Raw genomic sequence first — 23,519 nt, forward strand, 5'->3', positions numbered from 1 at the left:
TTACGAGTTACGCATAATGATGGATTCCAGCATATTTGCAACATCCTCGCATGAATCCGTTGTCGTTTCAAGGCGTTCGTACAATTCTTTGCGTTTAATCAGCTCAATAGGATCAGTTACAGTTGCAAACAGGTTTTTGATGCAAATACGCAGTAATTCATCCCCCTGATTTTCCAAATCATTCAGGCGAATGGTGTATTCACGAATAGCCAGCAATTTTTTCTGTGAAAGCAAATGTACAGCCTTTTGAATTTCGTAAGCTGATTGACGCAAAATATCAGCGAACTGCACAATATACTCGTCCGGCTCTGTAATGTTGTACATATAAAAACGAGAGGCTGTCGCTTCAAGACCGTCCAGCACATCATCCATGGTCGTTGTCAGTTCCATGATGTCGTCGCGTTCGAGCGGCGTAATGAAGGTCTTGTTCAACTCAGTAATAATCGTGTGTGTGTAATCATCACACTTATTTTCATACTTCTTCATCTCATTGGTAAACAAAGTCACATCTTGAAGATTTGAAGTATGTTGGGCAAAATAATCGGCTGCTTGCACGATCGTATCTGCCATATTTTCCAACGTCTCGAAGAATATATCCTTTTTCTTCAATCTCATAACGATTACCCCTTTACGAAAATATCCGCAACCTGTTTCGACTGCAATAGACAACCTTTGCTATCTTATCACACTCATCAATGTTTTTGTAATGTTTGTAAAAGCAAATTTCTAGATATACGTATACAATGCCCGACATGGAAGGTCATTATCCGACAATTTTTCCCTAAAAAGGAGTATTACGTTTTCTAACTTGCTTCTGTTGTTACATGTTCGGCTAGTGAAGTATCTGCAGGTACCACATGTATATAGGATGTACCTGGCGTTAACGGGATTTCAACCCCATTTTTCATAAACCGAATCGCATCGCCAGATATATGCTGCCATTCAGCACGTATTAGCTTTCCTTGTTGAAACACCATGGCTTCTCCACTACCGTCCAGCTCAACACTTAGTCTACCTACATCATCCAACGTTCGATGCCTCGTGCTCATCACAATCACATTGGCCGCTGAGAGCTGTTGATTATTATTTTGATCTAGATGTGACTTTTCGTTCACAAAACGCTTATATCGTTGATCAGCTGGATCATAGGTATAAGATACGCGATAGCTTTTTAACAAAAATCGGATGTGCAAAGAGGCAACACTCTCGTCCACCATAACTGGAGTTTCGCCAGTTTTAAGATAACGATATACTGGAACCTCCGTCTGCTTGGCATACCCTTTGCTATCGCTTCCTTTACGCAGTCTGCTCACATCTGTGTATAAATTATGTGGAGGACGACGGTCTTTACTTCGCCAGAAGTAAGCCCCTCCATTTGAAATCTCGTCCAGATGCTCCTTCCGCTGCTGCTGTAAAATCGCATAGGCATCTGTACTTCCCCCTGCATGTATCGGCAACGCACCATAGGTTTCGCCCAGTTCAATCAAATACGGTCGGATGCTGCGGACCGGACCGATCTTCACATCACCACCATGACTTTGGAAAAAAGCTACCAAACGGGTAATTCCGCCTTCTGCAAGAACCTCATATACCATGTCTGCCTGGCTAAGCCCCGCCTGTGGACGCGCAGCCGGAGCATTGTTAATCATGACAGCCAGCGGCCGCTCTATAACAGGCTGCTCCACCGGAAGCCCGATAAGCGGAGCTGTAAATGCCGGAACAGATGGCTCCTTAGGCGGTTCAAGCACCTTTTTCTCTGTTTCTTGCTGGGTCGGTTTGGGAACGGATTCAGATTCACCCGTATTGGACAAAGCAGAACAAGACATCATTGTCATGCATAACAGAGCTGAGGCCATCACACGCAGCCAATGATTTCGTTGAGACATGGGCCCGAACAAGTTCATCCCTCCACATAGTTATTTTTCTCATTATAAGCTTTATTTCCTGTTTTTGTCTTGATTGAGGCATTACCTCTCTATAGAATACTTATCTGAAGACATTAAAATTTAAAAAATATTTAGACTTTGTGATTTTTATCACAAATAACTGTAACTGAACCTAATACAATAAAGGTGTAGCAAAGATGATCATCCCAAACAAAATGAAATACAACCCATCATTATAGATTAAGAAAGAGGAGTGGTTTAAATGTTTAACAACTGGTTACGTGAGAACAAAGTAGCAATGTGGCTGCTGACTGTAGTACGGGTTTATCTAGGTTATGAATGGATGACCCACGGACTTGAGAAGCTGACTGGCGGATTCGATGCAGGTGGATTTATCTCGGGGGCCATTGCTAAAACAGGTGGAGATCATCCCGCTGTACAAGGCTGGTGGGGATCGTTCCTTGAAGCCTTTGCCCTGCCGAATGTCGGTTTGTTCAACGTCCTGATCCCATTGGGTGAGTTCTTGGTCGGGGTTGGCCTACTGCTTGGTACATTGACTACACTGGCTACTTTGATGGCTATGGTTATGAACTTCTCGTTCCTGTTCTCGGGTACAGTAAGCACCAATGCAATCTACCTGTTGGTTGAAATCTTCCTTATCGTTGCTGGTGCAAATGCCGGAAGAATCGGCTTTGACCGTTGGGTAATGCCCTTCCTGCGTGGACTGTTTGGTAAAAATAAAGATACTTATCAAACGGACCCCAATCGAAAAATAGCTTAACTACCCAAAAAACAACCGTTATCCTCTGGCTAATGGTTGTTTTTTTGTGCAGCTATGCTGCTTCTCTTTGGTGTTTTTTGCAGCTATGCTACTTCTCTTTGGGTTTTTTGCAGCTATGCTCCTTCTCTTCGGTGTTTTTGTGCAGCTATGCTGCTTCTCTTGGTGTTTTTGTGCAGCTATGCTGCTTGTATGTGTGACCATGCTGCCCCTCCTCTATTAAAATGAACAAAGGAGTCCTCAAGTCCACTCTGACTTGGAGACTCCTTTTTCGGATTCATCTTCCCCCACAAACGTTTACAAGTTGGATACAACATGGAATGTTCACGATACATTTACCCTGTACACTACAGTTACATCAAAGAACGCAATGGAGGGTTATATCATGAAAAAAATCACCAAAGCCTACCTCATGCTCGCAGCAGTAACTTTCACAGTACAGACGATCGGATTGGGATCTACGACATCAGCCAAAGCAGCGACATCTACTACAATATCTCAAGCAGAAGGTGTGCAACATATTTCGAAAACCTTCGAGCAGCTACTACGCCAACCAGGCAAGTTACCTCAGGCATTCACTTATTTACAAAAGCATATCCAATCCATTCCGGCCTCTCAAGCTACCATCCTAGTGCTACACTTGGAAAATGCACAAAAACAGCAATTGGATTCATATGCACAGGCCTTATATCCGACCTCTATTCAAACTAAGATTAATCAAGTCTATAAACCTGGTGATTCGTTCACTAATGTAATCAGTCGGACAAGTGATACAAAGCTGAAAAAGCTACTCACTCAATCAAGAGATGCCGGCTACAAACTTGAAACCGCAGAAGGCATGTTTTACCCAGTCATCAATTATGAGAAATATAAAGTGTTCGGAAATAACATTACCGCAGATATCCGCGACTATATTGACATCATGGCGACGGAATCTGGACAGCCGGCTACCAAGGATGCAGCTTTACACATCGGTTATCAACAGTTAGCCGGAAGAGTGCTGGCGCAAGAGTCGTTTATAACCCAATATCCGCATTCCAATCGTACACAAGCAGTCAAATCATTACATGATCTCTATTTCTTCTATACTTTTTATGGTACGAACAATACACCATTATTCGATGATGACACCAACAAGATTCGCCCCAGTGCCAAAAAAGGATATCAGCTAATCATTCAGCGCAACAGGGATTCGAAGAGTCCCTACATTCAAAAGCTAAAGGCATTTATGACACTACTAGATCAAAATGAAGATAAGCGAACTACGCAAGTATCCGCCTGGCTAAAAAAGAAGGTGCCTGCTAATTAATCAAAGAGGAACAGACCAAAAGAACTTCCAACCCCACACATCATGTGGTTTCGGAAGTTCTTTTTCTTACATTTACAGATCACTTTCTTGACCAAAAGCCCAACAATTGAGACTCAATGAGCCAAGGACATACGACTGAAAAAGCTTACGCGCGGAGCGATCATGATCGGCAGCTCCCATCACGTAAAACAAAGGTGAAAAATGCTCTATTCCATACGAAGGAACCGCCTGCTTGGCATACGGAGCCTTCTTGTCATATTGGAACAGATGACGCAAATTCCAGTCTTGAAGCTGCTGTGCGATCCAGTCATCATATTGAACGGCCCAATCGGCTGGCTCACTCGTCTGTTTGAGTGTCCGCAAGTTGTGGACCAAGCCTCCACTACCGAGGATCAAAATCCCTTGATCACGCAGTGGCGCCAGCATCCGTCCAATCTCGTATTGCTCCTGAGGATCGCGCCGTGAATCAATGGATAAGGGTACGACCGGTATGTCCGCATCAGGATATATATGTCGCAAAACCACCCATGCTCCATGATCCAGTCCCCGGTTCCGAACCGGCTGGTGGAACAGGTTATGCTGACTGAACAGATGCCCTATCTCCTCATACAGCTTTGGATCGCCTGGTGCAGGGTAATCAAGAGTGTACATTTCTTCAGGAAAGCCGTAGAAATCGTGCAACGCTGCATGCTGATCATCCGCGCCGATACATTGATCGGGGCTATCCCAATGCGCGGAAAAAATGACAATTCCTTTGGGTCGGGGCAGGCTCGCGCCCAGCTTTGCAAGAAAACTGGTATATGCGTTATTTTCTACAGCCAGTGTCGGTGAACCATGCGCAACAAAAATTGAGGGTAATGTCATCGCTGCCAACCTCCACACGCCAGTATAGTGTTACTCTTTCATTTTACTCCGGCGGAGGCACAATTTCCAATACAAACCGTTACACCCTGAAATCAGATCATCCAGTGCTGCCAATCCCGTTGAATATTTTCTTGTTCATCCAGCCATTCCAGTGTACGGTCAATCAGCTGTTGCCGCTCTTTACCTGATGAGAAAGTGTGATCTCCCTGAAAAATAATTTCCTTATCACAGCGTCCCTCTGGACGCATCCAGAACACCTTTTGAAACAGAAACGCATAATCCACAGGAATGATATCATCCGAGGTGCCATGAATAACGAGCACATCACCGTTAAATTTAACGGCCTCCTGGAACGGTTGGAATTGAGCTAATGACTCAAAATAAGTTGGTGTGAACTTATAGCCCCGGTAGTCTGCATGACCGGTTTTAACAGATTCGTCGTATACGCTTCGCTCCGTAATTTTGACAATGTCGTTGAACGGATAACCGACAGCTGACCAAAGGACCAGGTTCTGTACTCTCTTGTCCCGAACGGCTGTGAGAAGGGCAACTGCGCCCCCCAGACTGTGACCGATCAGCGTCACCTTGGTCGGGTCAATGTCCGCGCAATTCACGACGTAATCCAACACGGCGCGTGTCTGATTGATCATGGATTCGAGCCCCTGCTTGCCGTATTCACCCGTACTTTCACCACAACCAGCAAAATCAAAGCGCAGTACAAAATACCCCCCTTCAGCCAGTTCACGCGCAGTCTTGACAAATAATCGATCGACTCCGATTCGATTGCCCACAAAACCGTGGCAAATGACAACGAGTGGAACACGTCTTTGACGCTCTCCCTCATTTGTACGGTTTGGATAATGAATTGTAGCGGCCAGTTCCTCATCTTCAAAACGAATTCCAATTTGCCGTTCCATCCTGATTCCCCCTGTTTCAAGCTTCATTACAGCATTTCATCACTCAGCTCATATAGTAACGTGGAATATCCATCCAGAATATTCATTCACTTTAATTCCGATAAGTTTAATAAGTTTTATAGTAAAGTCAGTCTATCATCACCCTGCTTCCTTGTCAACCTGTCAGTTCATACTGATATGGAAGTAAACAAATGGCGCTCCCCGATGCTTGCCGGAGAACGCCATACTACTCGCTTATTAGAGTGCAATCTCTACATTAAAGTAGACGACTTGCTATTCGTAGCTGTGCCTGAACATTTGGTGGGTTTCGACTCGTCCCTCCCACTCCAGTTTACAAGAGGCGCCGTTATTTGGATCCTCATGCCACAGACTGCGGTAGCTCTGTTCACCCAGTTCACCTGCAAATTCTGTGTCCTCAGCCAATTCAGTATCGTCCAATATACGGTACGTTGGAGATGTCCCTTGAACGCTCCGGTGACTCACGTTTGCAAGCAAGGCTCCCCCGCTGTTCCCGTTCGGAGCACCTGTCAGTCGTTTTTGGACCGAATAATCTGCCTGGTTCTCCAGTTCCATGATGCCACATCCTCTCAACGTTTTATATTCAGGTTGCTCCATGCGCTCACCCTGTATCCAGTTTGAGGAGAATGCGGCGGTAATATACATAATGGATAAGCCTTTTGCCATCCGGCGTTTCCTCACGTATACTGTCTTTGTTACAAAATGGCGATTCCATCAACTTGGAATACGATCATAAAGCAGGAGGAAGCAATGAATAAAGCAAAAAATTATACGCTTATTGCATGGGTTGCCTTGTCCATGTTTTTCTTGACACAGGCGATTATCGGTTGGTTTATCACATTTACAGGCGGGGATATCAAACCTTTTGAAAAAATTAGCCTTTCCACCCTCATCATCATCGCCGCAGGTGCCATTCTGCTGGTTGAAGCACTGATGAATTTCATGGATCGTCCGGAAGAAGGCGAGGAGACACAACAACCAGACCATGCTCCCGTAAAGCCCCAAATGAATTTCAAATCCATCTTGATGTATGTAGTACTGGTTGTTGTCATTCTTGTCGCCGGACTTGCACTGCGCAGTGTGCTGCCGGTATTCAAAATCTCACCATGGATGAATTTAGTGCTCGCGGCTATTGGCTTTATTGGACTCAAACCGATTTTTCTGCGTAAAAAACATTCATAACCTCGCAATTCTCACAGTGCTGGAGCTGCCTCATTACGAAATCGTAGCAGCTCCTTTTTATTTGCAATCGCCATCTGACTTGAAGCTTGGGGATCGTCAGAAAAGCCGTATCCCCACCTGCAAGAAGATGCATGGGGAATACGGCTTGATGTACTTTAGCATTTATTTGGAAAATAGTTGTTCTGCATTATCTAATGCAATTTTGTGCCCCATCGCAGAATAGTCCAGCCAAGGCTGTCCGTCCAGCATGTAGACATGACCTTGCTTCACGGCCTTAAGTCCTTGCCATACTGTATTCCCCTCTAGCTGCTTGTATACCTTTTGCGCATCCGCACCCTTACTGATAATCACCAGGATGGCATCGGCATCATAATCCGGCAAAACCTCTTGGGATACAACCTGATAGGCCTTGTTGATCTTTTCCACACCTTTGGCTGGCTTCAAGCCCAAATCCTGATACATCAGGGGTCCCACTGGACGCTTCATGCCCATGACACGAACTTCCTTCGCTGTGACACGTACGGCCATGACGGTGCCGTCTCCAATTTTGGAATGAATGAGCTTTTTGACTCGTTCCTTCTGGGTATCATAATCCTTTAAAAAGGCATCTGCCTGTGCTTCATGTTTGACCATAACAGCTATTCTTTTCAACTGATCCTTCCATGTACCCTCATCCAAATCAAAAACCTCGGTCGGTGCAATCTTTTCGAACTTGGCCACATCGGTTCCCGAATATTTTTTGTCGAGGAAAATATGATCAGGTTGAAGCTCCAGTACCGCTTCCATATCAGGGTCTGTGACAACTCCCAGCTTACGAGTATTTTGAAGACGATCTTTTACATGGGGCAGAAAATCTTTCACATCTCCACCAATAACTGAACCCGCTGGAGTAATGCCCAATGCCAGCAGATTATTCGTCAAATGAATAGACATGGAAGCAATACGCGAATCCGCACTAATGGTGGTTTGGGCACTATCGTCCGCTTTCGTATCGCTAGCCTGTTTGTCTGCTGCTTGTCCACAAGCGGACAGCATGATCATGCATGCAACAAGAGACAGGGCTACCCACGAACGTTTAAGCCCTGAACCCTCAAATCTATTTTTTCTCATGAATATTCTCTCCTATACTATAGAAGCTCTATTTTATAATGTTAAATCATCAAGGCTTCTACTTCGTTATTGTTCAGCATGCGGCATCATGTGCAGCTTTGAATTTCATATGTAACCTAATCTTATTGTCATTTGGTTCGGGATAACAAGAATAAAAAATATGGAGCTCCTATCACGGCAACCACTACACCTGCTGGAATAGCATTCGGCTGAAATACCGAACGACCAATCGTATCTGCTGTGACCAGAATAACGACCCCGACCAAAGCGGCTACTGGCAGCAAATGCTGATACATCGGTCCAACCAGACGGCGAGCCAGATGAGGCGCAATTAGCCCAATAAAACCGATGCCTCCGGCCATGGATACGCTGGCACTCGATAGAGCCACTGCTGCGCCCAGCAATATCAGACGCTGGCGTTTTACACTTGTACCAATTCCAGCTGCGGTCTCATCACCCAGCGACAGATTATTCAGGCTACGTGTCTGAGACAGAACGTAAGGCAATACGATGACAATCCATGGCAGTAAAGCCACTGCATGTATCCAATCCCGTCCCCATACGCTGCCAGCCAACCAACGTGCGGTAAATGCGTACGTATCCTCGTCCAGCCGCAGCGACCAATACAGCGTTAAGGCGCTGAGCCCTGAGGCTACACCGATACCGGACAGAATCAATCGCACAGGCACGATGCCTCTGCTGCCACTATAGGACAACATAACAATCAGTACCGCCGCAACGACACCTCCTGCAAAGGTAAACAAGGGAATGAACAAGGCTACTGATCCTTCCAGATCGCGAAAAAAGCTAACATACATCACCAGGCCCAACGCAGCCCCCGCATGAAGGCCCAGCACTCCCGGATCTGCGAGTGCGTTTCGCGATAAGCCCTGCATGACTGCCCCGGCTACACCCAGTCCCGCTCCAGCCAGCACCGTTACAACAATCCGCGGCAGACGGTATTCAAACAGGACCATATGATCACGTCCGCTTCCCCCGCCAAACAGTGTATCCAGCACGCGTAGCGGTGGAATACGAATCGTTCCGGTATTCAAACCTAGAACAAGGACAGCAAAGCTGATTCCCACCAATACTAAGCAAACGAGCCAAGCCTTGGTCGTTCTTGTATCTCCTGTCCCTAGAGAGCGACTCACTATAATTCCCTCCTTTCCTTACGGGCGAGAAAGAGGAAAAAAGGTACTCCGATAAAAGACACCATAATTCCAATAGCTAGCTCCTCCGGTGGATTCGCCATTCTCGCTCCCAAATCAGCCAAAACTAGCAGCACGGCTCCCAATAATGCTGACAATGGTACGATCTGGCGATAATCCACACCGATCAGCTTGCGAGCAATATGTGGAACGACCAAGCCTACAAAGCCGATGGCCCCGGCAGCCGATACGGATAGCCCAGCCAGGACCACCACCGTCAGCAGCCCCAACAGCCGGATACGCCTGAGATTTAGTCCCAGGTTCAATGCTACCTCATCGCCCATTGAAATCAATGAAATGGAGCGTGCGAGCCCCATAGACCAAGCGATCACAATAAGCAAAACCGGCGCAAAAATCTTAAGCTGCGACCATTTGATTCCGGCTACACCACCCGCATACCAGAAGGCTAGATCCTGACTTAGATCAAAATAAATCGCAATTCCCGAAGTCATGGAACCTAACAAGGCTGCTGTCACAGCTCCAGACACCGTTAGTCTCATGGGTGTCAGTCCTCCCGGCGCGGATGCTCCCAACCCGAATACCAGTAAGGTACTCATCAGTGCCCCCAGGAACGACAATATAATTAACGTCCCATAAGGTAGATCGGGGAAAAAGGCAAAACTCACTGCAACTACAAACATCGCTCCTGCGTTAATGCCCAGCACACCTGTATCCCCCAACGGGTTGCGTGTAATGCCTTGTATCAGAGAGCCTGCAACCGCCAGCGCAGCCCCAATGATAGCTGCACCGAGCACACGCGGCAATCGCAGCTCATGAATGATCCTGTGTGTCATCAGCGAACGATCATAGTGAAATACTGCCGACCACACCGTGCTTACGGTCAGGTCCTTGGCTCCAAAGGAAATGGCAACGAATATGGCCAAGGCCAACAATACAGCAGAAGCTGTAAACAACAACGCCTGTCGAGTCCTACCCGCTCGGAGCACCGGACGGGCTACAGAGGCTACTTCAGGAGCGGTCCTCTCTGTCGAAGCTGTATGTTTGTCCATGCTGTCTTTAGACTGCATTCCGTGAGGTCACTCCCTCCATACCTGAAAGCCACCATGGCTCTCATTACGATAACATCAATGATAATGATAATGATAATGATAATGATAATGATAATGATTATCAACTTGATACATAATAGCATGTTTCTATGACATTGCAAGCCAAAAACTGTTCCCCCATTAGGAGGAACAGTTTTTAGATTTATGTGAGATCACTGTGAATAATTTCAAGTAATCCGCTATTTAATACGTAGGCCAGCCTGCTGAATCCCATTTCAAATCACTAATCAGCAGCTTTGGATTTCCGCCATCGGTGGCATCATAGGCATGACGTGCAATCACACTGTTGTTGTAGACAGATTGTCCGCCCGGTCCCTTCCAGCGATCATTCCCCGCATCCAATATCGTTCCACCGCCGTCCATCATGCTTTTTCCGCTCTTGTCCACATATGGCCCAGTGATACTGGTGGAGCGACCATAAACGATTTTGTAATTACTATTTACGCCTTTGCAGCAGTTATCAATGGAAGCAAACAGATAATAATAGCCATTGCGGTATGTAACATGCGGTGCTTCCAAACCTCCAGCCGTACGTCTAGCAATAGAATAAATCTGGCCCGTAGGCTTCATCGTATTTTTATCCAGTCGAGTCACTTTCAAGCCCGTATTCCATGAACCGAAGGAAAGCCACGGGTTACCGGAAGCGTCAATGACCAGATTCGGGTCAATCGCATTATAATCGTCAGAATCCGTTGTACGCAGCACCAGTCCATCATCTCTCCAGCTTCCTGCGCCAATGCTCGTTGCTGAAGTCAAGCCAATGGCCGAAGTACGAGACCCAAAAGTAGAAATGGAATAGTACACCCACACACGTCCATTGTACTTTTGAGCATCCGGTGCCCACACATCATTTGGGGTTTGTTTAGGTACATACGATTTCCACCATGATGGTGGCGACAAGAATATTTGCGGCAATCTGTAAAAATTACGGCCGTCATCTGATCTTTGAACCTGTATCCCCTGCCCTGTCGAGAAAATATACCATGCATTGCCTTCCTTTGTGATGGACGGATCATGTACTGCCACATCACCAGTTAACGCCCAATGCTCGGCTGATGTAGACGGCACCACGGACAGCAACAAAGCAGCCGAAGTTACGGCAGCAAACGCTGTTCGGGCGAATTTACCCTGTACTGATTTTTTCCATGCTTTCAACATTCTTTCGCACCTCCGAATAAGTATCTTATATTGAGAAATCTGGTGATACGTCTATTACGTTAGTGTTTTCACTTATGAAGTTACACATATATTAACCTATTAACTTCAGTTTTGTAAACGCTTTATTTCAAATAAAAAGAAATTCATAAACTACGCATAACTGTATGAAGAAAATATAGTTCTAGACTGGAATTGTTGATTCCGAATATTTGTTCAAGATAACGTTTTTACTCTTTACTTAACTCCTCGAATACCCTTGTAGACAGATTCGCACAGCTCCGTTGTAAACCTGCCTGACATTCCTTCAAGTGCTGTATTGGTGAACGCTACAACACTAAGCTCCTCACTCGGATCAACAAACCAGGAGTGACCATAGGTACCGCCCATCCGCCACGTTCCCGGCGATTCCGGTGTATTGGCATCCGCTGGGTCTTTAAGCAGCGTGAAACCAAGTCCAAAGCCTCTACCCGGCCAATAGGGCATCACAAGGTTACCAATTTGATTGGTTGTCATTTCTGCGACAAGAGCCTGAGGCAGAATCGGATTTCCTCCCAGCCGCAAAGCTTCCAGCAGTTTAAGAAAGTCTCCTGCGCTGCCAATCATGCCGGCTCCTCCGGAAGGATAAGCTGTCTTATCGGTAAATCTGTTAGGTGAAAGGAGGAATCCTGCCGTCCCCTCCACGAAAGGAACGGTATCAAAATCCTGCAAGCGCCGGGGCTCTCCAGCGCTGTCTGCGTAAGCCGTGGTCAATCTGTCCGTATCCACGGCCTTGAAATCCGTGTCCATCATGGAAAGCGGATGAGTTACAAGCAACCGTACAGCTTCACTTAGCGGCATTCCAGTTACCTTTTCGATGACCAGTCCGAGCACGTCTGTTGCTATGGAATACCTCCACATTTTCCCCGGCTCATATAGAAGTGGGACAGAAGCGAGTCTTTGCAGATTCTCTTCAAGTGTAATTCCCGCCAGATCCATGCCGTCCGATACCCCGGCAAGCTCATAAGTTCCCTTTTCTTCCTGGAAGAAACGGTAGGTTAAGCCGGCGGTATGGGTCATCAGATGGTGAACGGTCATGGAGGCATATTTTCCGTTTGGCAGTTTGGGACGAAAGGCGGGCAACCATTTTTCAACCAGATCGTTTAACTGCAATCTCCCTTGCGAAATTAATACTAAGGCTGCCGTTGACACGATCGGCTTGGTTACCGAAGCATATCTAAACAAAGCATTCTCCTGCATCGGTCGTTTCTGCTCACGGTCGGCCCAACCAGCAGGTTTGTTGTAAACAAGGTTTCCGCCTAATGCAATTTGGACAACGGTACCCACAATCCTTTTTTCCTCAAGTGTGTGGTCAATTACCTCATTGACGCTTTTATGCAGCAATTCCAGATCTATTTTTCTCATGCTTCTCATCCTCTCCTGCTGTAATTTACTTGATTATTTATAGCAAGTGTGTTTATTATATAAATAATTTCTTTCGTCTTGCATAAAACAAACAAGTTAAATAAAGAAATTTTCGAGGATTCTAAAGGTATTTGAAAGAAATAACTTTTAAAACAAAGGAGTCGATTTTTTTGGACGAAATCGATAAAAACATCCTGCTCCATTTGCAGAACCAGGCAAGATTATCAATGACAGATTTAGGAAAGCTGGTGGGACTGTCTCAGCCAGCCGTAACGGAACGTGTAAAACGCATGGAAGAAAAGGGGGTTATCGAGGAATATCGAACCGTCATTTCTTCGCAAAAAGTGGGTAAGCAATGCACAGCCTATATGCTTGTTCGGACCCGGAATTGCTATCCTTTCCTTGATTTTTGTCGTTCATCACCGGAGGTAACGGAATGTTACCGGATAAGCGGAGAGCATAATTATTTATTGAAGGTCCTTACGGAAACAACCCAGGAGCTGGAAGAGTTTGAAAACCGGTGCGATCAATACGGAACCTATACGACTCTGATCGTAATGTCTTCACCGATCGCTTATAAAAATTTCATTGGAGAAACGAATTTGCTTGCATAAGATGTAATTCTCTAATCCCAAAAAAATGAATCCGCCATGCAGCGGATTCATTTTTTTGCTTATGTTACACATACTCATGGATTTCTTTAGGAAGGAAAGCCATGCTTTTTAGCTAGCCAAACTGCAAGCAAAGAGGGAAGCAGTAGGATGATTAATGAGCTCGGAAGAAATCCGGCTCCAAGCAGTTCGAGAAGAAGCCCGCCGATAATGCCTCCTCCGCCGATTGCCACATTCCATGCAGTAACCAGCATCGATTGGGCTATATCTGCGCTTTTTCCCCCAGCTTGTGCTATTGCTGTTTGTAGTAAAGTGGCTGCCCCGCCAAACGTAAGCCCCCACGCCGTAACACCAAGAATGATGATTTCAGGTTGATTTATTCCTATTCCCAAGGCTACAGAAGCCAAAGCAAATCCTGTGATGCTGATTAAAACCAGCATTCTTAGAAAACGGTCAATCAGCATGCCTATCACCCAAATGCCGACTACCGAGGTAATTCCGAAAATAAGAAGAACCAAATCCACTCGCTGAGCAAACGCGGTTTCCGCAAGATACGGTGCAATATAAGTGTACAAAATATTATGAGCTAGTACCCATGCCAAAACGACAAACAGAATCGTCCGTACACCGGGAATCAGGAAAACCTTGTGAAAAGGGAGTTGATCACCGGCAGGCTCACCTGCATAATCCGGCACCTTCCAGAGCACCCAGCCAATAAGGGCTGCAGCCAGTAATGATACAGCTCCGAAAATGAGACGCCACCCAGTATATGTTCCGAAAAAAGTACCAAGCGGAACGCCCAGCGCCAATGCCAGCGGGGTGCCGACCATGGCTACGGCCATCGCTCTTCCTTTCAGCGAATCAGGCACCATGCGCCGCGCATAACCGGCCGTCATCCCCCACAGAACACCTGCTGAGACACCTGCGAAGAAACGCGCGACAAGCGTCAGCTCATAAACGGAAGATAACGCGGTGATGGTGTTAAATACAAGAAAGCCGATGATGCACAGCAGCAGAAGCGGTCGGCGCCTCCACCCACGGGTAGCCGTTGTCAAAGGAATGGCGGCCAGAAGAGATCCAACCGCATAGAGAGTAACCAATTGTCCGGCAAGAGCTTCTGTGACCCCTAGATCCTGTGCAATTTGCGGCAGTAATCCAGCAGGCAGGCTTTCCGTAAGAATGCAGATGAATCCCGCCATGGCTAAAGCCAGCAACCCGACCCACGGGAGACGTTTGGAAGACGACACATTTGCACCGCCTTTTCTTATAAGAGCAGTGTTTAAGTTCACGAAAAAAATCTCCTTTATTTATTTTTTGCCGCTTAAAAAAGCTTTCGCTTCCGTATAAGCTTATATAAATAAAACACTTTTTTACATGGATGATTAAAGGGGGATGAAGTGAATTAAGAGGAAAATACTTTTATTTTCACGAAAATTCCATGATTTTAAAAGCAAAAATGTAATACAGTAGTTTTCCTTACCCTAGATTAAAAATAGGCGTACCTTATTGCACCTAACAGTAGTCATCATTATTTTTCGCGAACCAGCTATCCTGCCCGGTAGCTTAATGCCGTTCCCAGTCTAATGGTTTATTTTCTTTTTACAATAACATTGCACATACAAAAAAAAGAGCCCGTAGGCTCTTTGTTAGATTAGCATATTAAACAGATTCTCATTCTTATTCAATTCCGTATATTGAATCCCTTTGCGATTCATCCGTTCAATTAAAGGAAGATAGTCCTCCTTGTGGAACAACTCAATGCCGACCAGCGCCGGGCCGTTTTCCTTATCATTCTTTTTCGTATACTCAAACCTTGTGATGTCATCGTCTGGTCCAAGTACATCTTGAAGAAACTCACGCAGTGCCCCTGCTCTTTGCGGGAAATTAACCATGAAATAATGTTTTAGTCCTTCATAAATCAGGGAGCGTTCCTTAATCTCCTGCATACGATCAATGTCGTTATTGCCACCACTAACGATACAGACTACTGTTTTGCCTTGAATCTGCTCACGATACAGATCAAGTGCTGCTACAGGCAGCGAACCCGCGGGCTCCACAACAATCGCATTTTCATTATACAGCGCCAGAATCGCTGTACATGCCTTGCCTTCCGGTACCTTCACAATATCATCCAAGGTATGTTTACAAATGTCATATGTTAACTGACCCACTCGCTTCACCGCAGCCCCGTCAACAAACTTGTCTATGTGCTCCAGTGTAACGACCTTGTTCAAACGCATCGCTTCCGTCATCGATGCTGCGCCCAGGGGTTCTACACCGATTACTTTGGTGGTCGGATTCACAGTTTTAACATATGTGCCTACGCCTGCCGCCAAACCGCCGCCGCCAATCGTCACGAACATATAGTCCGCAGGTGTATCCAGGCTCTCCATCACTTCCATCGCAATCGTGCCATTGCCTGCAATAATTTTCGGTTGATCGAACGGATGGATAAAGGTCATTTCCTGTTCGCTGCATACCTTCATGGCCTCGTCATAAGCATCGTCAAACGTATCTCCGGTCAAAATGACCTCTACACTGTCTCCGCCAAAGCGACGTACCTGCTTCACCTTCTGATTGGGCGTTGTGCTCGGCATAAATATTTTACCGTGGATGCCAAGCGCGTTACATGAAAAAGCCACACCTTGCGCATGATTACCCGCACTCGCGCACACGATCCCTTTTTCCATTTGCTCAGGAGTTAGGCTGCGGATCATGTTGTAAGCTCCACGGATTTTAAAGGACCGCACAACTTGGAGATCCTCTCGTTTCAGATACACATTACAGTTATATTTGGCCGATAGGACGGCATCCCTCTGTAAAGGTGTACGAACAATCACCTCACGCAGCATATGATGCGCCCGTACAATATCCTCCATGCCAACGGTTGACGCTGTGGCCGGCTCAGTTTTCTGGGTTTCTGTTGGTTCCATAGGTTCTCCACGCTCCGCCTGAATATTTCTGTATTGAGCATTTTGCATAAATCCCAAGAGCGATTTCAAATCAGTAATATATAGATCGAATCGGTTTAGTTCGTCTATATATTAAACTTTTGAGCGTTAGGAATCGAATTATGCAAAGTGCTGTATTTGAAATCTTTCAAACATCATACCACGTTTACCTATAGCTTGTGCAGTTGATAGTCATGAAAATGAGAATGAAAATCATTGAGTTCATAAAAAAACAGGCCGAGACAATGCCCGACCCGCCTTTCCTGACTCTATACATTTCTTGTCTTCAGTCGACTCATTCAGCACCGCAATGATTATCCTTTCACCCCGCCTGCAGTCATCCCTTCAATAAAGTAACGCTGGAAGAACAGAAACACGACGAGAATCGGCAAAATAGCCAGGACTGAACCGGCAATCAACACATCATAATTGTTGCCATATGGCGTCAGCAGACTGGACAGACCGATTGGCAGTGTCAGCATGTCGTTAGTACGCAATACGATCATCGGCCACAGGAAGTTATTCCAACTGTTCATAGCTTGTAAAATAGCCATTGCCGCAAAGGCAGGTGCCATCAGAGGCATCATAATCCGCACAAAAATACCATACTCTGAACAGCCGTCAACCCGTGCAGCATCCATAAAGTCCTTGGGTACTCCGCTTAAATATTGACGGAAGAAAAAGATCGGAATCGGTGCGACGACAAATGGCAAAATCACACCCCATACCGTATTGATCAGCTTCATACCGATCATGAGTTTGTAAAGTGGCAGCATAATAATTTCTACCGGGATCATCATCACGACCAGCACCAGTGTAAAAATCACATTTTTCAGTCTAAAACGATACATCTCCAGGCCATACCCGACCATCGCCGACAATATCAGACATAACACCGTAAACAAGACGGTAATGACAAGACTATTCCAGTACCATTGAAAATAATCCGTCGTCCCCTGAAAGATGAACGCATAGTTTTTTAAGGACATGATGGCCCACTCCAGCTTGAGATTCAAGCCGTAGCGCAGCAACTCCGTTGATGGCTTGAATGAGGCAAGCGTCACGGCAAATAGCGGAAACAGGGCGAACCCGGCAAACAGAATGAACAGGACAACGAGAAATGCAGATAACGGGCCTTTTTGTTTCTGAGCCATCGCTTAATCCTCCTTCCGAAACATGCCAAAAAATTTGAGCTGGATCAGGTTCAGTACTAATGTGAATACGAGCAATACAATCCCCACCGCTGCTCCAAAGCCCATGCTGTTCTGTTCCAGACCTTGGCGATAGAGATAGCCAACGATCGTCAATCCAATATCATTCGGAGAGTTGTTTCCGTTCCACAGCATATAGCTCTCGGTGAACATGGACAATCCGGCATAAATACTGATCGTAAATACGTAGATTGTCACGGGTTTTAGCATAGGAATCGTAATCCGCCAAAATGAATCAAAGCGGCTGGCCCCATCGATCTGAGCAGCTTCATACAACTCGGGAGGAATGTTCTGTAACCCCGACATGTAGTACAGCATGTTTACCCCCAGCCATCTCCATAAGGCCAACACGATCAACGCTAAAAAGCCGGTGTTCGCATTCATTAGCCATTTGTAAGGCTCAAGACCGAATATCCCCAACAGGGAGTTCATCAGCGAACCATCCAATTCCCCGAACATGAGTCGGAAGATTGTTCCTGCTACCACCACTGAGGTCAGTGCGGGTATAAACATTACGGAGCGAAACAGCCCTCTACCCGGCATTTTAGGCGAATTTAGCAATACCGCCAGTACCAGTGGCAGAGGAATCAACACGACCAGTGTAAGCAGCGTGTACAGGACGCTGTTCAAAATTGCTTTTCCAAATGTAGGATTCATTAAATCCTTATAATTTTCCAGGCCAACATAAGTTGTTATCCCAGGCAAGACTTCCTGAAAGCTCATAATGACCGTCGAGATGACCGGATACGCAAAAAACAGCGCAAAGGACAGTAAAAATGGAAGGACAAATACATACGGTGCCGTACGACTGGAATGAATAAAGCGGCTCCATTGGCTTCTGGTCGGACGCTGAGTTTTTGGCGGCTGACCTGTCGGTACATTAGCGTTCGTATGAACGGGCGTTGCCATGAATCTCACTCCCTTTCCTGTTGGGGTCTATCTCAGTTCATCTGCTAGCTCATGCAGCACCGTGGCTGGATCTTCGCCACTCTGTAGTGTCCGATAAAGTATTTTATTACGTACAGCACTGGCGATGTCAGGCGTTTTCGGTCCAATATGCACCGCATTAATTTCATCTTTTACTTCGATCAGCGTATCAAAAATATTCGTTCCGAAATAATCCGTAAATTTATTTTTGGCTTTGGCTTCCGGCATAGTCCACACTTCACTGCGGATGGGATCAAACCCTAGTTGCTTCCAAATCTCCACATTCCCTTGCTTGGACAGCTTGGCAAAGGCTAGAAAACGCATCGCCAAATCCTGGTGCTTCGATTGGTTCGTGACTACCGTTCCGGTTCCGCCCATACCTGCTGAGCGATAGCCGCCTTTTTCCCACGCCGGCATCGGTCTAATGATGACTTTTCCTTTCAAGTCAGGCATGTAATCCGTAAAACGTCCCATATACCACATCGGCATCCACACTGAAGCGGCCCCGCCTTTGTTCATAAACCCGTAGTATTCCTCCATATGATGCCCGCCACCCGGTGCGGGAATAGCGATTTTGTCTTTTATCATCTGTTGGAGAAACTCAAGTGTTTTAATATTGGTTTCGTTATCCAGCGTCAACTCGCCCTTGTCATCCAAAAAATCTGAATTTTGCTGGGAGATCATCGGCCAGTAGCTCCACAGGTCATTGGTCTCCAAGGTCGCCATCGGCTTGCCCGTTTTGGCCAGCACTTGCTTGCCAGCAGCAGCGTAGTCTGCCCAGGTAACGATGGAATCCGGGTCTACCCCCGCCTGATCCATAATCTCTTTATTGTAATACATCACTTCGGCTCCAACGTGAAAGTCAATGCCGTAATACTTACCGTCTTTGCCGTAAATCTGTACTCTGGAAGGCACAATGTTATTGATCTCAGGGTCAATCACCGGATTGAGCGGGACCAATTGCGGTATTCCTTTGAGGAAATTACCAATTTTGTTGACCTCAATATCCGCGATATCCGGCGCTCCCACCCCTGATTGCAACGCAATCGAGAGCTTGCTGTGGTGGTTGTCATAAGGAAATGTATTCGCTTTCAAATTAATCAATTCATCAGGGTGCTGTTGGTTCCATTGGTCAGCCATTTGCAGAAAAAACTTCTCATGCAGTTCATTGAATGTCCATAATACAAGTTCTGTTCCCGGCCCATCCTTTTCATCAGTCTTGAAAGAACAACCTTGCAGCAGTCCAGCCATCAAAACCACCGCCATAAGCATCAAAGCCATGCTTTTTCTTCGCAGCAGCATATCCTTCCCCCTTCGCATGATGAAATCCTAATTCGTAAATGATTGCGCTTTCTTTTATTATTTAACATCAATACAAATTAGTTTACAACAATATTATTCAAAAAAAATTCGTTTTTGTGTAAAACAGATCTCATTGCATTATAGGGGGAAAATGAATTGGATGGGAATATGATGATTTCTGCATAAAAAAACGACCCAACTCCAATTGAAACTCGGAGTTGGGTCGCGCTATGTTAACTACTCTTGCGAATGTGCTGCTTCGTCTTTCACTTCTTCTCGAAATGATCTAATACTTTGTTTACGACGATTATTTTTTTCTTCGATCTGCTGACGCTCCTCATTGCTGATTTCAGAGGAAAATTCGTTTAGATATCCTTCAGCCTCATGAAGATTCTGCAATGTATTCTGAATATTTTGTTGCAAATGCTCCACATTATCTGCTCGATTATCCGGTTTTGCCATCGGTTTGACGCCTCCTAATCATAGAATCGCTCACTAGAGCGCTAAACCGTAGCTTGATCGTTATCGAGTTATTTTATACATTAAAATGCTTTCCAAACCATCGGCCTGCGGCTTCGGCTTCAGTGCGAGTCAATTGATGACCATTGCGTTCCAAGTAGGCTTCTACCTGTGCTCCGGCCCCTTCCAGCAGGGCTTGCAGCTCCTGAGATTCCGCCGCTGGAACAATCGGGTCATTTTCACCGGAAGACAGAAATACAGGGACACCGTTCAAGTCCGGCAGTTCCAGCCCTCGTAATGGCACCATAGCATGATGGAGAATGGCCCCACGCAGCGCTTTTGCATCATGGAAGAGCATACTGGCCGCTATGTTGGCTCCATTGGAATAGCCCAGAGCCACCACGTTGTTACGGTCAAAATCATATTGCTCTGCAGCTGAATCAACAAATTCGCTTAGTTCTTTGGTACGAAATACGAGATCCTCAATGTCGAACACACCTTCTGCCAAACGGCGAAAGAAGCGCGGCATTCCATTTTCCAGCACATTACCTCTCACACCTAACACAGATGCGCCTGGTGCAACCAAATCAGCCAATGGTAGCAAGTCTTGTTCATTCCCGCCGGTACCGTGCAACAGCAAAATAACCGGAGCTTGCGGATCATTTCCTTCACGAAAGACGTGTTTCATATCTATTCCCTCCTCTAATTAACTTTAAATTAAGAATCTTATTTTTGTATAATTAGATTATAGCCCATTTCACTGCTTTATACAAACATAATTGACCTCGTTAATTTTTTCTAAAATGATGTCTTGTTCCATTGACATGTAGTATAGCTTTATTTTACTATGTGATTAGATATTTAGAGAATTATCTAAATATCTAAAGGAGTGAGCAAACTTTGAATGATGCCTTCAAAGCCTTGGCTGATCCGACCCGGCGCAAAATACTGCAGCTTTTGAAAGAGAAAAGCATGAGCGCGGGCGACGTCGCTGAGCATTTTCAAATCAGCAAGCCCAGTATATCCCACCATCTGAATTTGCTGAAGCAGGCGGGGCTTGTGCTGGATGAGCGACAGGGGCAAAGCATTATTTACACCTTGCATACAACAGTTGTGGCGGATGTCATCGGCTGGATGTTCAGTATCGCCCAATCGGATGCCCCTGTAAAACCAACTTCGAATGATACTAAGGATACGGAGGGGTCTGAATGAAGTTCCGAACACGTTGGAGCTTGACGGATGTTTTGACGACTTTGCTTGCCTTATCACCTGCTATAGGCGCTTTACTACTGTATAACCGGCTTCCCGATGTGCTGGCCTCTCATTTTAGCATGGACAATACCGCAGACGGGTATATGAGTAAAAACAGTTCTATTCTCATGCTGGTGCTATTGGGGCTGGTGCCTTTGCTCCTTCGGCTATCCCGCTACATGGACCCCAACAGAGCAAATTTCAAGAAATTTACTAAAGCCTATGAGGTTACGCGTGTAGGCACTTCGCTCATTCTCGCTATAGCCGGTTGGGGAATGCTGCTGTATAACCTGAATTATCGGCTACAGATGCTTACGATCCTTTATGGAGTGCTGGGTCTGATGCTGCTGGTGCTGGGTAATTATATGACTCAGGTACAGCCAAACTATACCTTCGGTATTCGCACGCCATGGACTCTGTCCAATCCGGAGGTATGGCGTAAAACGCACCGTTTGGGCGGACCTATGATGATGCTCGGTGGTGCTTCGGGCTTGGTAGCGGCATGGGTCGATGGAGTGGCGGGCACCGTCATTTTTCTCACCGGGCTGTTTATATCCGTCGTCATTCCTGTACTCTACTCCTTCCTACTGCATCGCAAAATAAATCATCAGTAGGGATAAACAAGGAACCTCCCAAACCACGATAAACGCAGAATGGGAGGTTCTTTGTACATCTACATATTCAATTAGAACAACAGCTTATCGGGATGAGTACCCACACGCTCATCCAGATGAAGACCATTAATTCGGTTAATATCCTCAGTTGTCAGTTCAAAATCGAACAAATCGGCATTTTCGCGGATACGATGCGCGGTAACCGATTTGGGAATCGTCACAATTCCCCGATCCAGATGCCAACGCAAAATAACCTGAGAAGTCGTTTTGCCGTATTTGGCGGCAATCTCAACGATATCTGGCTGCTCCGTCAGTTTCCCCTTCATCAGAGGACTCCACGATTCAAGCTGGATCTGGTGTTCCCGGCAGTATTGATGCAGCTCCTGCTGAGTCAGACGCGGGTGAAGCTCTACCTGATTAATGACAGGTACAATATTACTGTCTTTCAGGAGGTCTTCGAGATGGTGAATTTGGAAGTTGCTTACTCCAATCGCGCGTACGCTTCCTTCTTCATACAGCCGTTCGAACGCCTTCCAAGTTTCCTTGTACTTGTCCTTGCCAGGCCAATGGATAAGGTACAGATCAATGATATCCAGGCCCAACCGCTTGCGGCTTTCCTCGAAAGCACGCAGTGTTGAATCGTAGCCCTGATCTTGATTCCATAGCTTAGTGGTCACAAACAGATTGTCTCTGTCCGCTCCACTGTCACGAATGGCTTGTCCGACCAGTTCCTCATTGCCGTAGATCGCCGCGGTATCAATGTGACGATAACCGACCTTAATAGCTGTTTTGACTGCTTCGTAAACCTCATTGCCTTCCGCCTTGTATGTACCAAAACCAAGCCAAGGCATCTGAACTCCGTTATTTAGTAAAGCTGTATCCGCAATATTCCCCATGTCTATCTCCTCCTATTCCTAGTTATAAATTATCCAACGGGATGATTACAGTTTAGTCGCATCCTGAAAAGCATTCACTTCAAGCGGAGCAGCCAACAATTCTTTAGCTGCAGCAACAAATGCCTGGAAATGGGCAGACTTGTTATGGAAATCTACAGCAGTAGCATCCTTCCACTCTTCAACCATCGTAAATGCGTTGGGATCATTCAAATCCTGCATTAACGTATAGCGTACATTGCCTTCTTCAGCTTGTGATGCGCTGATCAACCCTTGGGTTTGTTGCAAAAAGGTCTCTCTCTTTTCTGGTAAAACTTTCATATCTGCATGAATAATAATCATAATATTTTCCTCCTCGTATTATGTAACTATTTCTATTATAGACCATTCTTTCGA

Annotated in this window: 25 protein-coding genes; 6 read left to right on the top strand and 19 right to left on the bottom strand. The window is 45.9% G+C overall.

Going from position 1 to position 23,519, the window contains the following annotated elements:
• On the bottom strand, positions 1–615 hold the full coding sequence (locus tag ACXHJ1_RS02370; RefSeq protein WP_007428879.1) for a DUF47 domain-containing protein: 615 nt from the start codon (positions 613–615) through the stop codon (positions 1–3).
• Positions 616–803: 188 nt separating this feature from the next.
• Positions 804–1,898: a DUF3048 domain-containing protein gene (locus ACXHJ1_RS02375; protein ID WP_457905542.1), complete on the bottom strand. Its 1,095-nt coding sequence runs from the start codon at positions 1,896–1,898 to the stop codon at positions 804–806.
• A 250-nt stretch (positions 1,899–2,148) separates the two neighbouring features.
• On the opposite strand from ACXHJ1_RS02375, the gene ACXHJ1_RS02380 reads away from it, so the two are divergent.
• Together ACXHJ1_RS02380 and ACXHJ1_RS02385 are read left to right on the top strand one after the other, a co-directional pair.
• On the top strand, positions 2,149–2,667 hold the full coding sequence (locus tag ACXHJ1_RS02380) for a DoxX family membrane protein (RefSeq protein ID WP_102998755.1): 519 nt from the start codon (positions 2,149–2,151) through the stop codon (positions 2,665–2,667).
• A 382-nt stretch (positions 2,668–3,049) separates the two neighbouring features.
• On the top strand, positions 3,050–3,973 hold the full coding sequence (locus tag ACXHJ1_RS02385; protein WP_153794987.1) for a hypothetical protein: 924 nt from the start codon (positions 3,050–3,052) through the stop codon (positions 3,971–3,973).
• A 72-nt stretch (positions 3,974–4,045) separates the two neighbouring features.
• Here ACXHJ1_RS02385 and ACXHJ1_RS02390 read toward each other — a convergent pair whose 3' ends face one another.
• From ACXHJ1_RS02390 to ACXHJ1_RS02400, 3 genes are all read right to left on the bottom strand, one after another.
• Entirely contained in the window at positions 4,046–4,837 is a 792-nt protein-coding gene (locus ACXHJ1_RS02390; protein ID WP_045244204.1) for a dioxygenase family protein, read from the bottom strand.
• Between the two features lie 92 nt (positions 4,838–4,929).
• Entirely contained in the window at positions 4,930–5,754 is an 825-nt protein-coding gene (locus ACXHJ1_RS02395; RefSeq protein ID WP_457905543.1) for an alpha/beta hydrolase, read from the bottom strand.
• 273 nt (positions 5,755–6,027) lie between these two features.
• Entirely contained in the window at positions 6,028–6,327 is a 300-nt protein-coding gene (locus ACXHJ1_RS02400; protein WP_457906155.1) for a hypothetical protein, read from the bottom strand.
• Positions 6,328–6,522: 195 nt separating this feature from the next.
• On the opposite strand from ACXHJ1_RS02400, the gene ACXHJ1_RS02405 reads away from it, so the two are divergent.
• Positions 6,523–6,954 (top strand): hypothetical protein, encoded by a 432-nt coding sequence (locus tag ACXHJ1_RS02405; RefSeq protein WP_029514841.1) that lies wholly within the window; start codon positions 6,523–6,525, stop codon positions 6,952–6,954.
• A 162-nt stretch (positions 6,955–7,116) separates the two neighbouring features.
• On the opposite strand, the gene ACXHJ1_RS02410 is transcribed toward ACXHJ1_RS02405, so the two are convergent.
• The 5 genes from ACXHJ1_RS02410 to ACXHJ1_RS02430 form a co-directional block, all read right to left on the bottom strand.
• Positions 7,117–8,064 carry an ABC transporter substrate-binding protein gene (locus tag ACXHJ1_RS02410; protein ID WP_457905544.1) on the bottom strand — a complete coding sequence of 316 codons (948 nt, stop codon included), beginning with the start codon at positions 8,062–8,064 and terminating at the stop codon, positions 7,117–7,119.
• A 128-nt stretch (positions 8,065–8,192) separates the two neighbouring features.
• Positions 8,193–9,218 (bottom strand): FecCD family ABC transporter permease, encoded by a 1,026-nt coding sequence (locus ACXHJ1_RS02415; RefSeq protein ID WP_240753534.1) that lies wholly within the window; start codon positions 9,216–9,218, stop codon positions 8,193–8,195.
• Positions 9,218–10,285 carry a FecCD family ABC transporter permease gene (locus ACXHJ1_RS02420; RefSeq protein WP_457906156.1) on the bottom strand — a complete coding sequence of 356 codons (1,068 nt, stop codon included), beginning with the start codon at positions 10,283–10,285 and terminating at the stop codon, positions 9,218–9,220. Before ACXHJ1_RS02420 ends, ACXHJ1_RS02415 begins: the two co-directional genes overlap by 1 nt.
• Before the next feature lie 243 nt (positions 10,286–10,528).
• Positions 10,529–11,503 (bottom strand): glycoside hydrolase family 43 protein, encoded by a 975-nt coding sequence (locus ACXHJ1_RS02425; RefSeq protein ID WP_017426194.1) that lies wholly within the window; start codon positions 11,501–11,503, stop codon positions 10,529–10,531.
• A 234-nt stretch (positions 11,504–11,737) separates the two neighbouring features.
• Positions 11,738–12,904: a serine hydrolase domain-containing protein gene (locus ACXHJ1_RS02430; RefSeq protein ID WP_107735077.1), complete on the bottom strand. Its 1,167-nt coding sequence runs from the start codon at positions 12,902–12,904 to the stop codon at positions 11,738–11,740.
• Positions 12,905–13,074: 170 nt separating this feature from the next.
• On the opposite strand from ACXHJ1_RS02430, the gene ACXHJ1_RS02435 reads away from it, so the two are divergent.
• On the top strand, positions 13,075–13,518 hold the full coding sequence (locus ACXHJ1_RS02435; RefSeq protein ID WP_017426192.1) for an Lrp/AsnC family transcriptional regulator: 444 nt from the start codon (positions 13,075–13,077) through the stop codon (positions 13,516–13,518).
• 86 nt (positions 13,519–13,604) lie between these two features.
• On the opposite strand, the gene ACXHJ1_RS02440 is transcribed toward ACXHJ1_RS02435, so the two are convergent.
• The 7 genes from ACXHJ1_RS02440 to ACXHJ1_RS02470 all read right to left on the bottom strand — a co-directional run bounded on the left by ACXHJ1_RS02440 (position 13,605) and on the right by ACXHJ1_RS02470 (position 21,053).
• Positions 13,605–14,804: an MFS transporter gene (locus ACXHJ1_RS02440; protein WP_107735076.1), complete on the bottom strand. Its 1,200-nt coding sequence runs from the start codon at positions 14,802–14,804 to the stop codon at positions 13,605–13,607.
• A 357-nt stretch (positions 14,805–15,161) separates the two neighbouring features.
• On the bottom strand, positions 15,162–16,448 hold the full coding sequence (ilvA, locus tag ACXHJ1_RS02445; protein ID WP_031462902.1) for a threonine ammonia-lyase IlvA: 1,287 nt from the start codon (positions 16,446–16,448) through the stop codon (positions 15,162–15,164).
• A gap of 332 nt (positions 16,449–16,780) precedes the next feature.
• A complete protein-coding gene (locus tag ACXHJ1_RS02450; protein ID WP_013369500.1) occupies positions 16,781–17,620 on the bottom strand; it encodes a carbohydrate ABC transporter permease in 840 nt (279 codons plus the stop codon).
• 3 nt (positions 17,621–17,623) lie between these two features.
• Positions 17,624–18,586 (bottom strand): carbohydrate ABC transporter permease, encoded by a 963-nt coding sequence (locus tag ACXHJ1_RS02455; protein ID WP_016819793.1) that lies wholly within the window; start codon positions 18,584–18,586, stop codon positions 17,624–17,626.
• A gap of 27 nt (positions 18,587–18,613) precedes the next feature.
• Entirely contained in the window at positions 18,614–19,906 is a 1,293-nt protein-coding gene (locus ACXHJ1_RS02460) for an ABC transporter substrate-binding protein (RefSeq protein ID WP_016819792.1), read from the bottom strand.
• Between the two features lie 237 nt (positions 19,907–20,143).
• Positions 20,144–20,368 (bottom strand): small acid-soluble spore protein Tlp, encoded by a 225-nt coding sequence (gene tlp / locus ACXHJ1_RS02465; RefSeq protein ID WP_016819791.1) that lies wholly within the window; start codon positions 20,366–20,368, stop codon positions 20,144–20,146.
• A gap of 73 nt (positions 20,369–20,441) precedes the next feature.
• Positions 20,442–21,053: an alpha/beta hydrolase gene (locus ACXHJ1_RS02470; protein WP_457905545.1), complete on the bottom strand. Its 612-nt coding sequence runs from the start codon at positions 21,051–21,053 to the stop codon at positions 20,442–20,444.
• Between the two features lie 212 nt (positions 21,054–21,265).
• Between ACXHJ1_RS02470 and ACXHJ1_RS02475 the strand changes: the two genes are divergently transcribed.
• Both ACXHJ1_RS02475 and ACXHJ1_RS02480 read left to right on the top strand, forming a co-directional pair.
• A complete protein-coding gene (locus ACXHJ1_RS02475) occupies positions 21,266–21,577 on the top strand; it encodes an autorepressor SdpR family transcription factor (RefSeq protein ID WP_107735073.1) in 312 nt (103 codons plus the stop codon).
• Positions 21,574–22,230 carry an SdpI family protein gene (locus tag ACXHJ1_RS02480; protein ID WP_017426186.1) on the top strand — a complete coding sequence of 219 codons (657 nt, stop codon included), beginning with the start codon at positions 21,574–21,576 and terminating at the stop codon, positions 22,228–22,230. The genes ACXHJ1_RS02475 and ACXHJ1_RS02480 overlap by 4 nt, the downstream gene beginning before the upstream one ends.
• Before the next feature lie 71 nt (positions 22,231–22,301).
• On the opposite strand, the gene ACXHJ1_RS02485 is transcribed toward ACXHJ1_RS02480, so the two are convergent.
• Entirely contained in the window at positions 22,302–23,126 is an 825-nt protein-coding gene (locus ACXHJ1_RS02485) for an aldo/keto reductase (RefSeq protein ID WP_117290581.1), read from the bottom strand.
• 45 nt (positions 23,127–23,171) lie between these two features.
• Positions 23,172–23,465 (bottom strand): putative quinol monooxygenase, encoded by a 294-nt coding sequence (locus ACXHJ1_RS02490; RefSeq protein ID WP_457905546.1) that lies wholly within the window; start codon positions 23,463–23,465, stop codon positions 23,172–23,174.
• Between the last annotated feature and the right edge of the window lie 54 nt (positions 23,466–23,519).

Source organism: Paenibacillus sp. ALE2 (genome assembly GCF_054113385.1).

Bases quoted from the DNA above. Each gene is read 5' to 3' on its own strand.
- ACXHJ1_RS02370 (WP_007428879.1), bottom strand. From the start codon at position 615: ATGAGATTGAAGAAAAAGGATATATTCTTCGAGACGTTGGAAAATATG.
- ACXHJ1_RS02380 (WP_102998755.1), top strand. From the start codon at position 2,149: ATGTTTAACAACTGGTTACGTGAGAACAAAGTAGCAATGTGGCTGCTG.
- ACXHJ1_RS02385 (WP_153794987.1), top strand. From the start codon at position 3,050: ATGAAAAAAATCACCAAAGCCTACCTCATGCTCGCAGCAGTAACTTTC.
- ACXHJ1_RS02390 (WP_045244204.1), bottom strand. From the start codon at position 4,837: ATGACATTACCCTCAATTTTTGTTGCGCATGGTTCACCGACACTGGCT.
- ACXHJ1_RS02395 (WP_457905543.1), bottom strand. From the start codon at position 5,754: ATGGAACGGCAAATTGGAATTCGTTTTGAAGATGAGGAACTGGCCGCT.
- ACXHJ1_RS02400 (WP_457906155.1), bottom strand. From the start codon at position 6,327: ATGGAACTGGAGAACCAGGCAGATTATTCGGTCCAAAAACGACTGACA.
- ACXHJ1_RS02405 (WP_029514841.1), top strand. From the start codon at position 6,523: ATGAATAAAGCAAAAAATTATACGCTTATTGCATGGGTTGCCTTGTCC.
- ACXHJ1_RS02410 (WP_457905544.1), bottom strand. From the start codon at position 8,064: ATGAGAAAAAATAGATTTGAGGGTTCAGGGCTTAAACGTTCGTGGGTA.
- ACXHJ1_RS02420 (WP_457906156.1), bottom strand. From the start codon at position 10,285: ATGGACAAACATACAGCTTCGACAGAGAGGACCGCTCCTGAAGTAGCC.
- ACXHJ1_RS02425 (WP_017426194.1), bottom strand. From the start codon at position 11,503: ATGTTGAAAGCATGGAAAAAATCAGTACAGGGTAAATTCGCCCGAACA.
- ACXHJ1_RS02430 (WP_107735077.1), bottom strand. From the start codon at position 12,904: ATGAGAAAAATAGATCTGGAATTGCTGCATAAAAGCGTCAATGAGGTA.
- ilvA (WP_031462902.1), bottom strand. From the start codon at position 16,448: ATGGAACCAACAGAAACCCAGAAAACTGAGCCGGCCACAGCGTCAACC.
- ACXHJ1_RS02450 (WP_013369500.1), bottom strand. From the start codon at position 17,620: ATGGCTCAGAAACAAAAAGGCCCGTTATCTGCATTTCTCGTTGTCCTG.
- ACXHJ1_RS02455 (WP_016819793.1), bottom strand. From the start codon at position 18,586: ATGGCAACGCCCGTTCATACGAACGCTAATGTACCGACAGGTCAGCCG.
- ACXHJ1_RS02460 (WP_016819792.1), bottom strand. From the start codon at position 19,906: ATGCTGCTGCGAAGAAAAAGCATGGCTTTGATGCTTATGGCGGTGGTT.
- tlp (WP_016819791.1), bottom strand. From the start codon at position 20,368: ATGGCAAAACCGGATAATCGAGCAGATAATGTGGAGCATTTGCAACAA.
- ACXHJ1_RS02470 (WP_457905545.1), bottom strand. From the start codon at position 21,053: ATGAAACACGTCTTTCGTGAAGGAAATGATCCGCAAGCTCCGGTTATT.
- ACXHJ1_RS02480 (WP_017426186.1), top strand. From the start codon at position 21,574: ATGAAGTTCCGAACACGTTGGAGCTTGACGGATGTTTTGACGACTTTG.
- ACXHJ1_RS02485 (WP_117290581.1), bottom strand. From the start codon at position 23,126: ATGGGGAATATTGCGGATACAGCTTTACTAAATAACGGAGTTCAGATG.
- ACXHJ1_RS02490 (WP_457905546.1), bottom strand. From the start codon at position 23,465: ATGATTATTATTCATGCAGATATGAAAGTTTTACCAGAAAAGAGAGAG.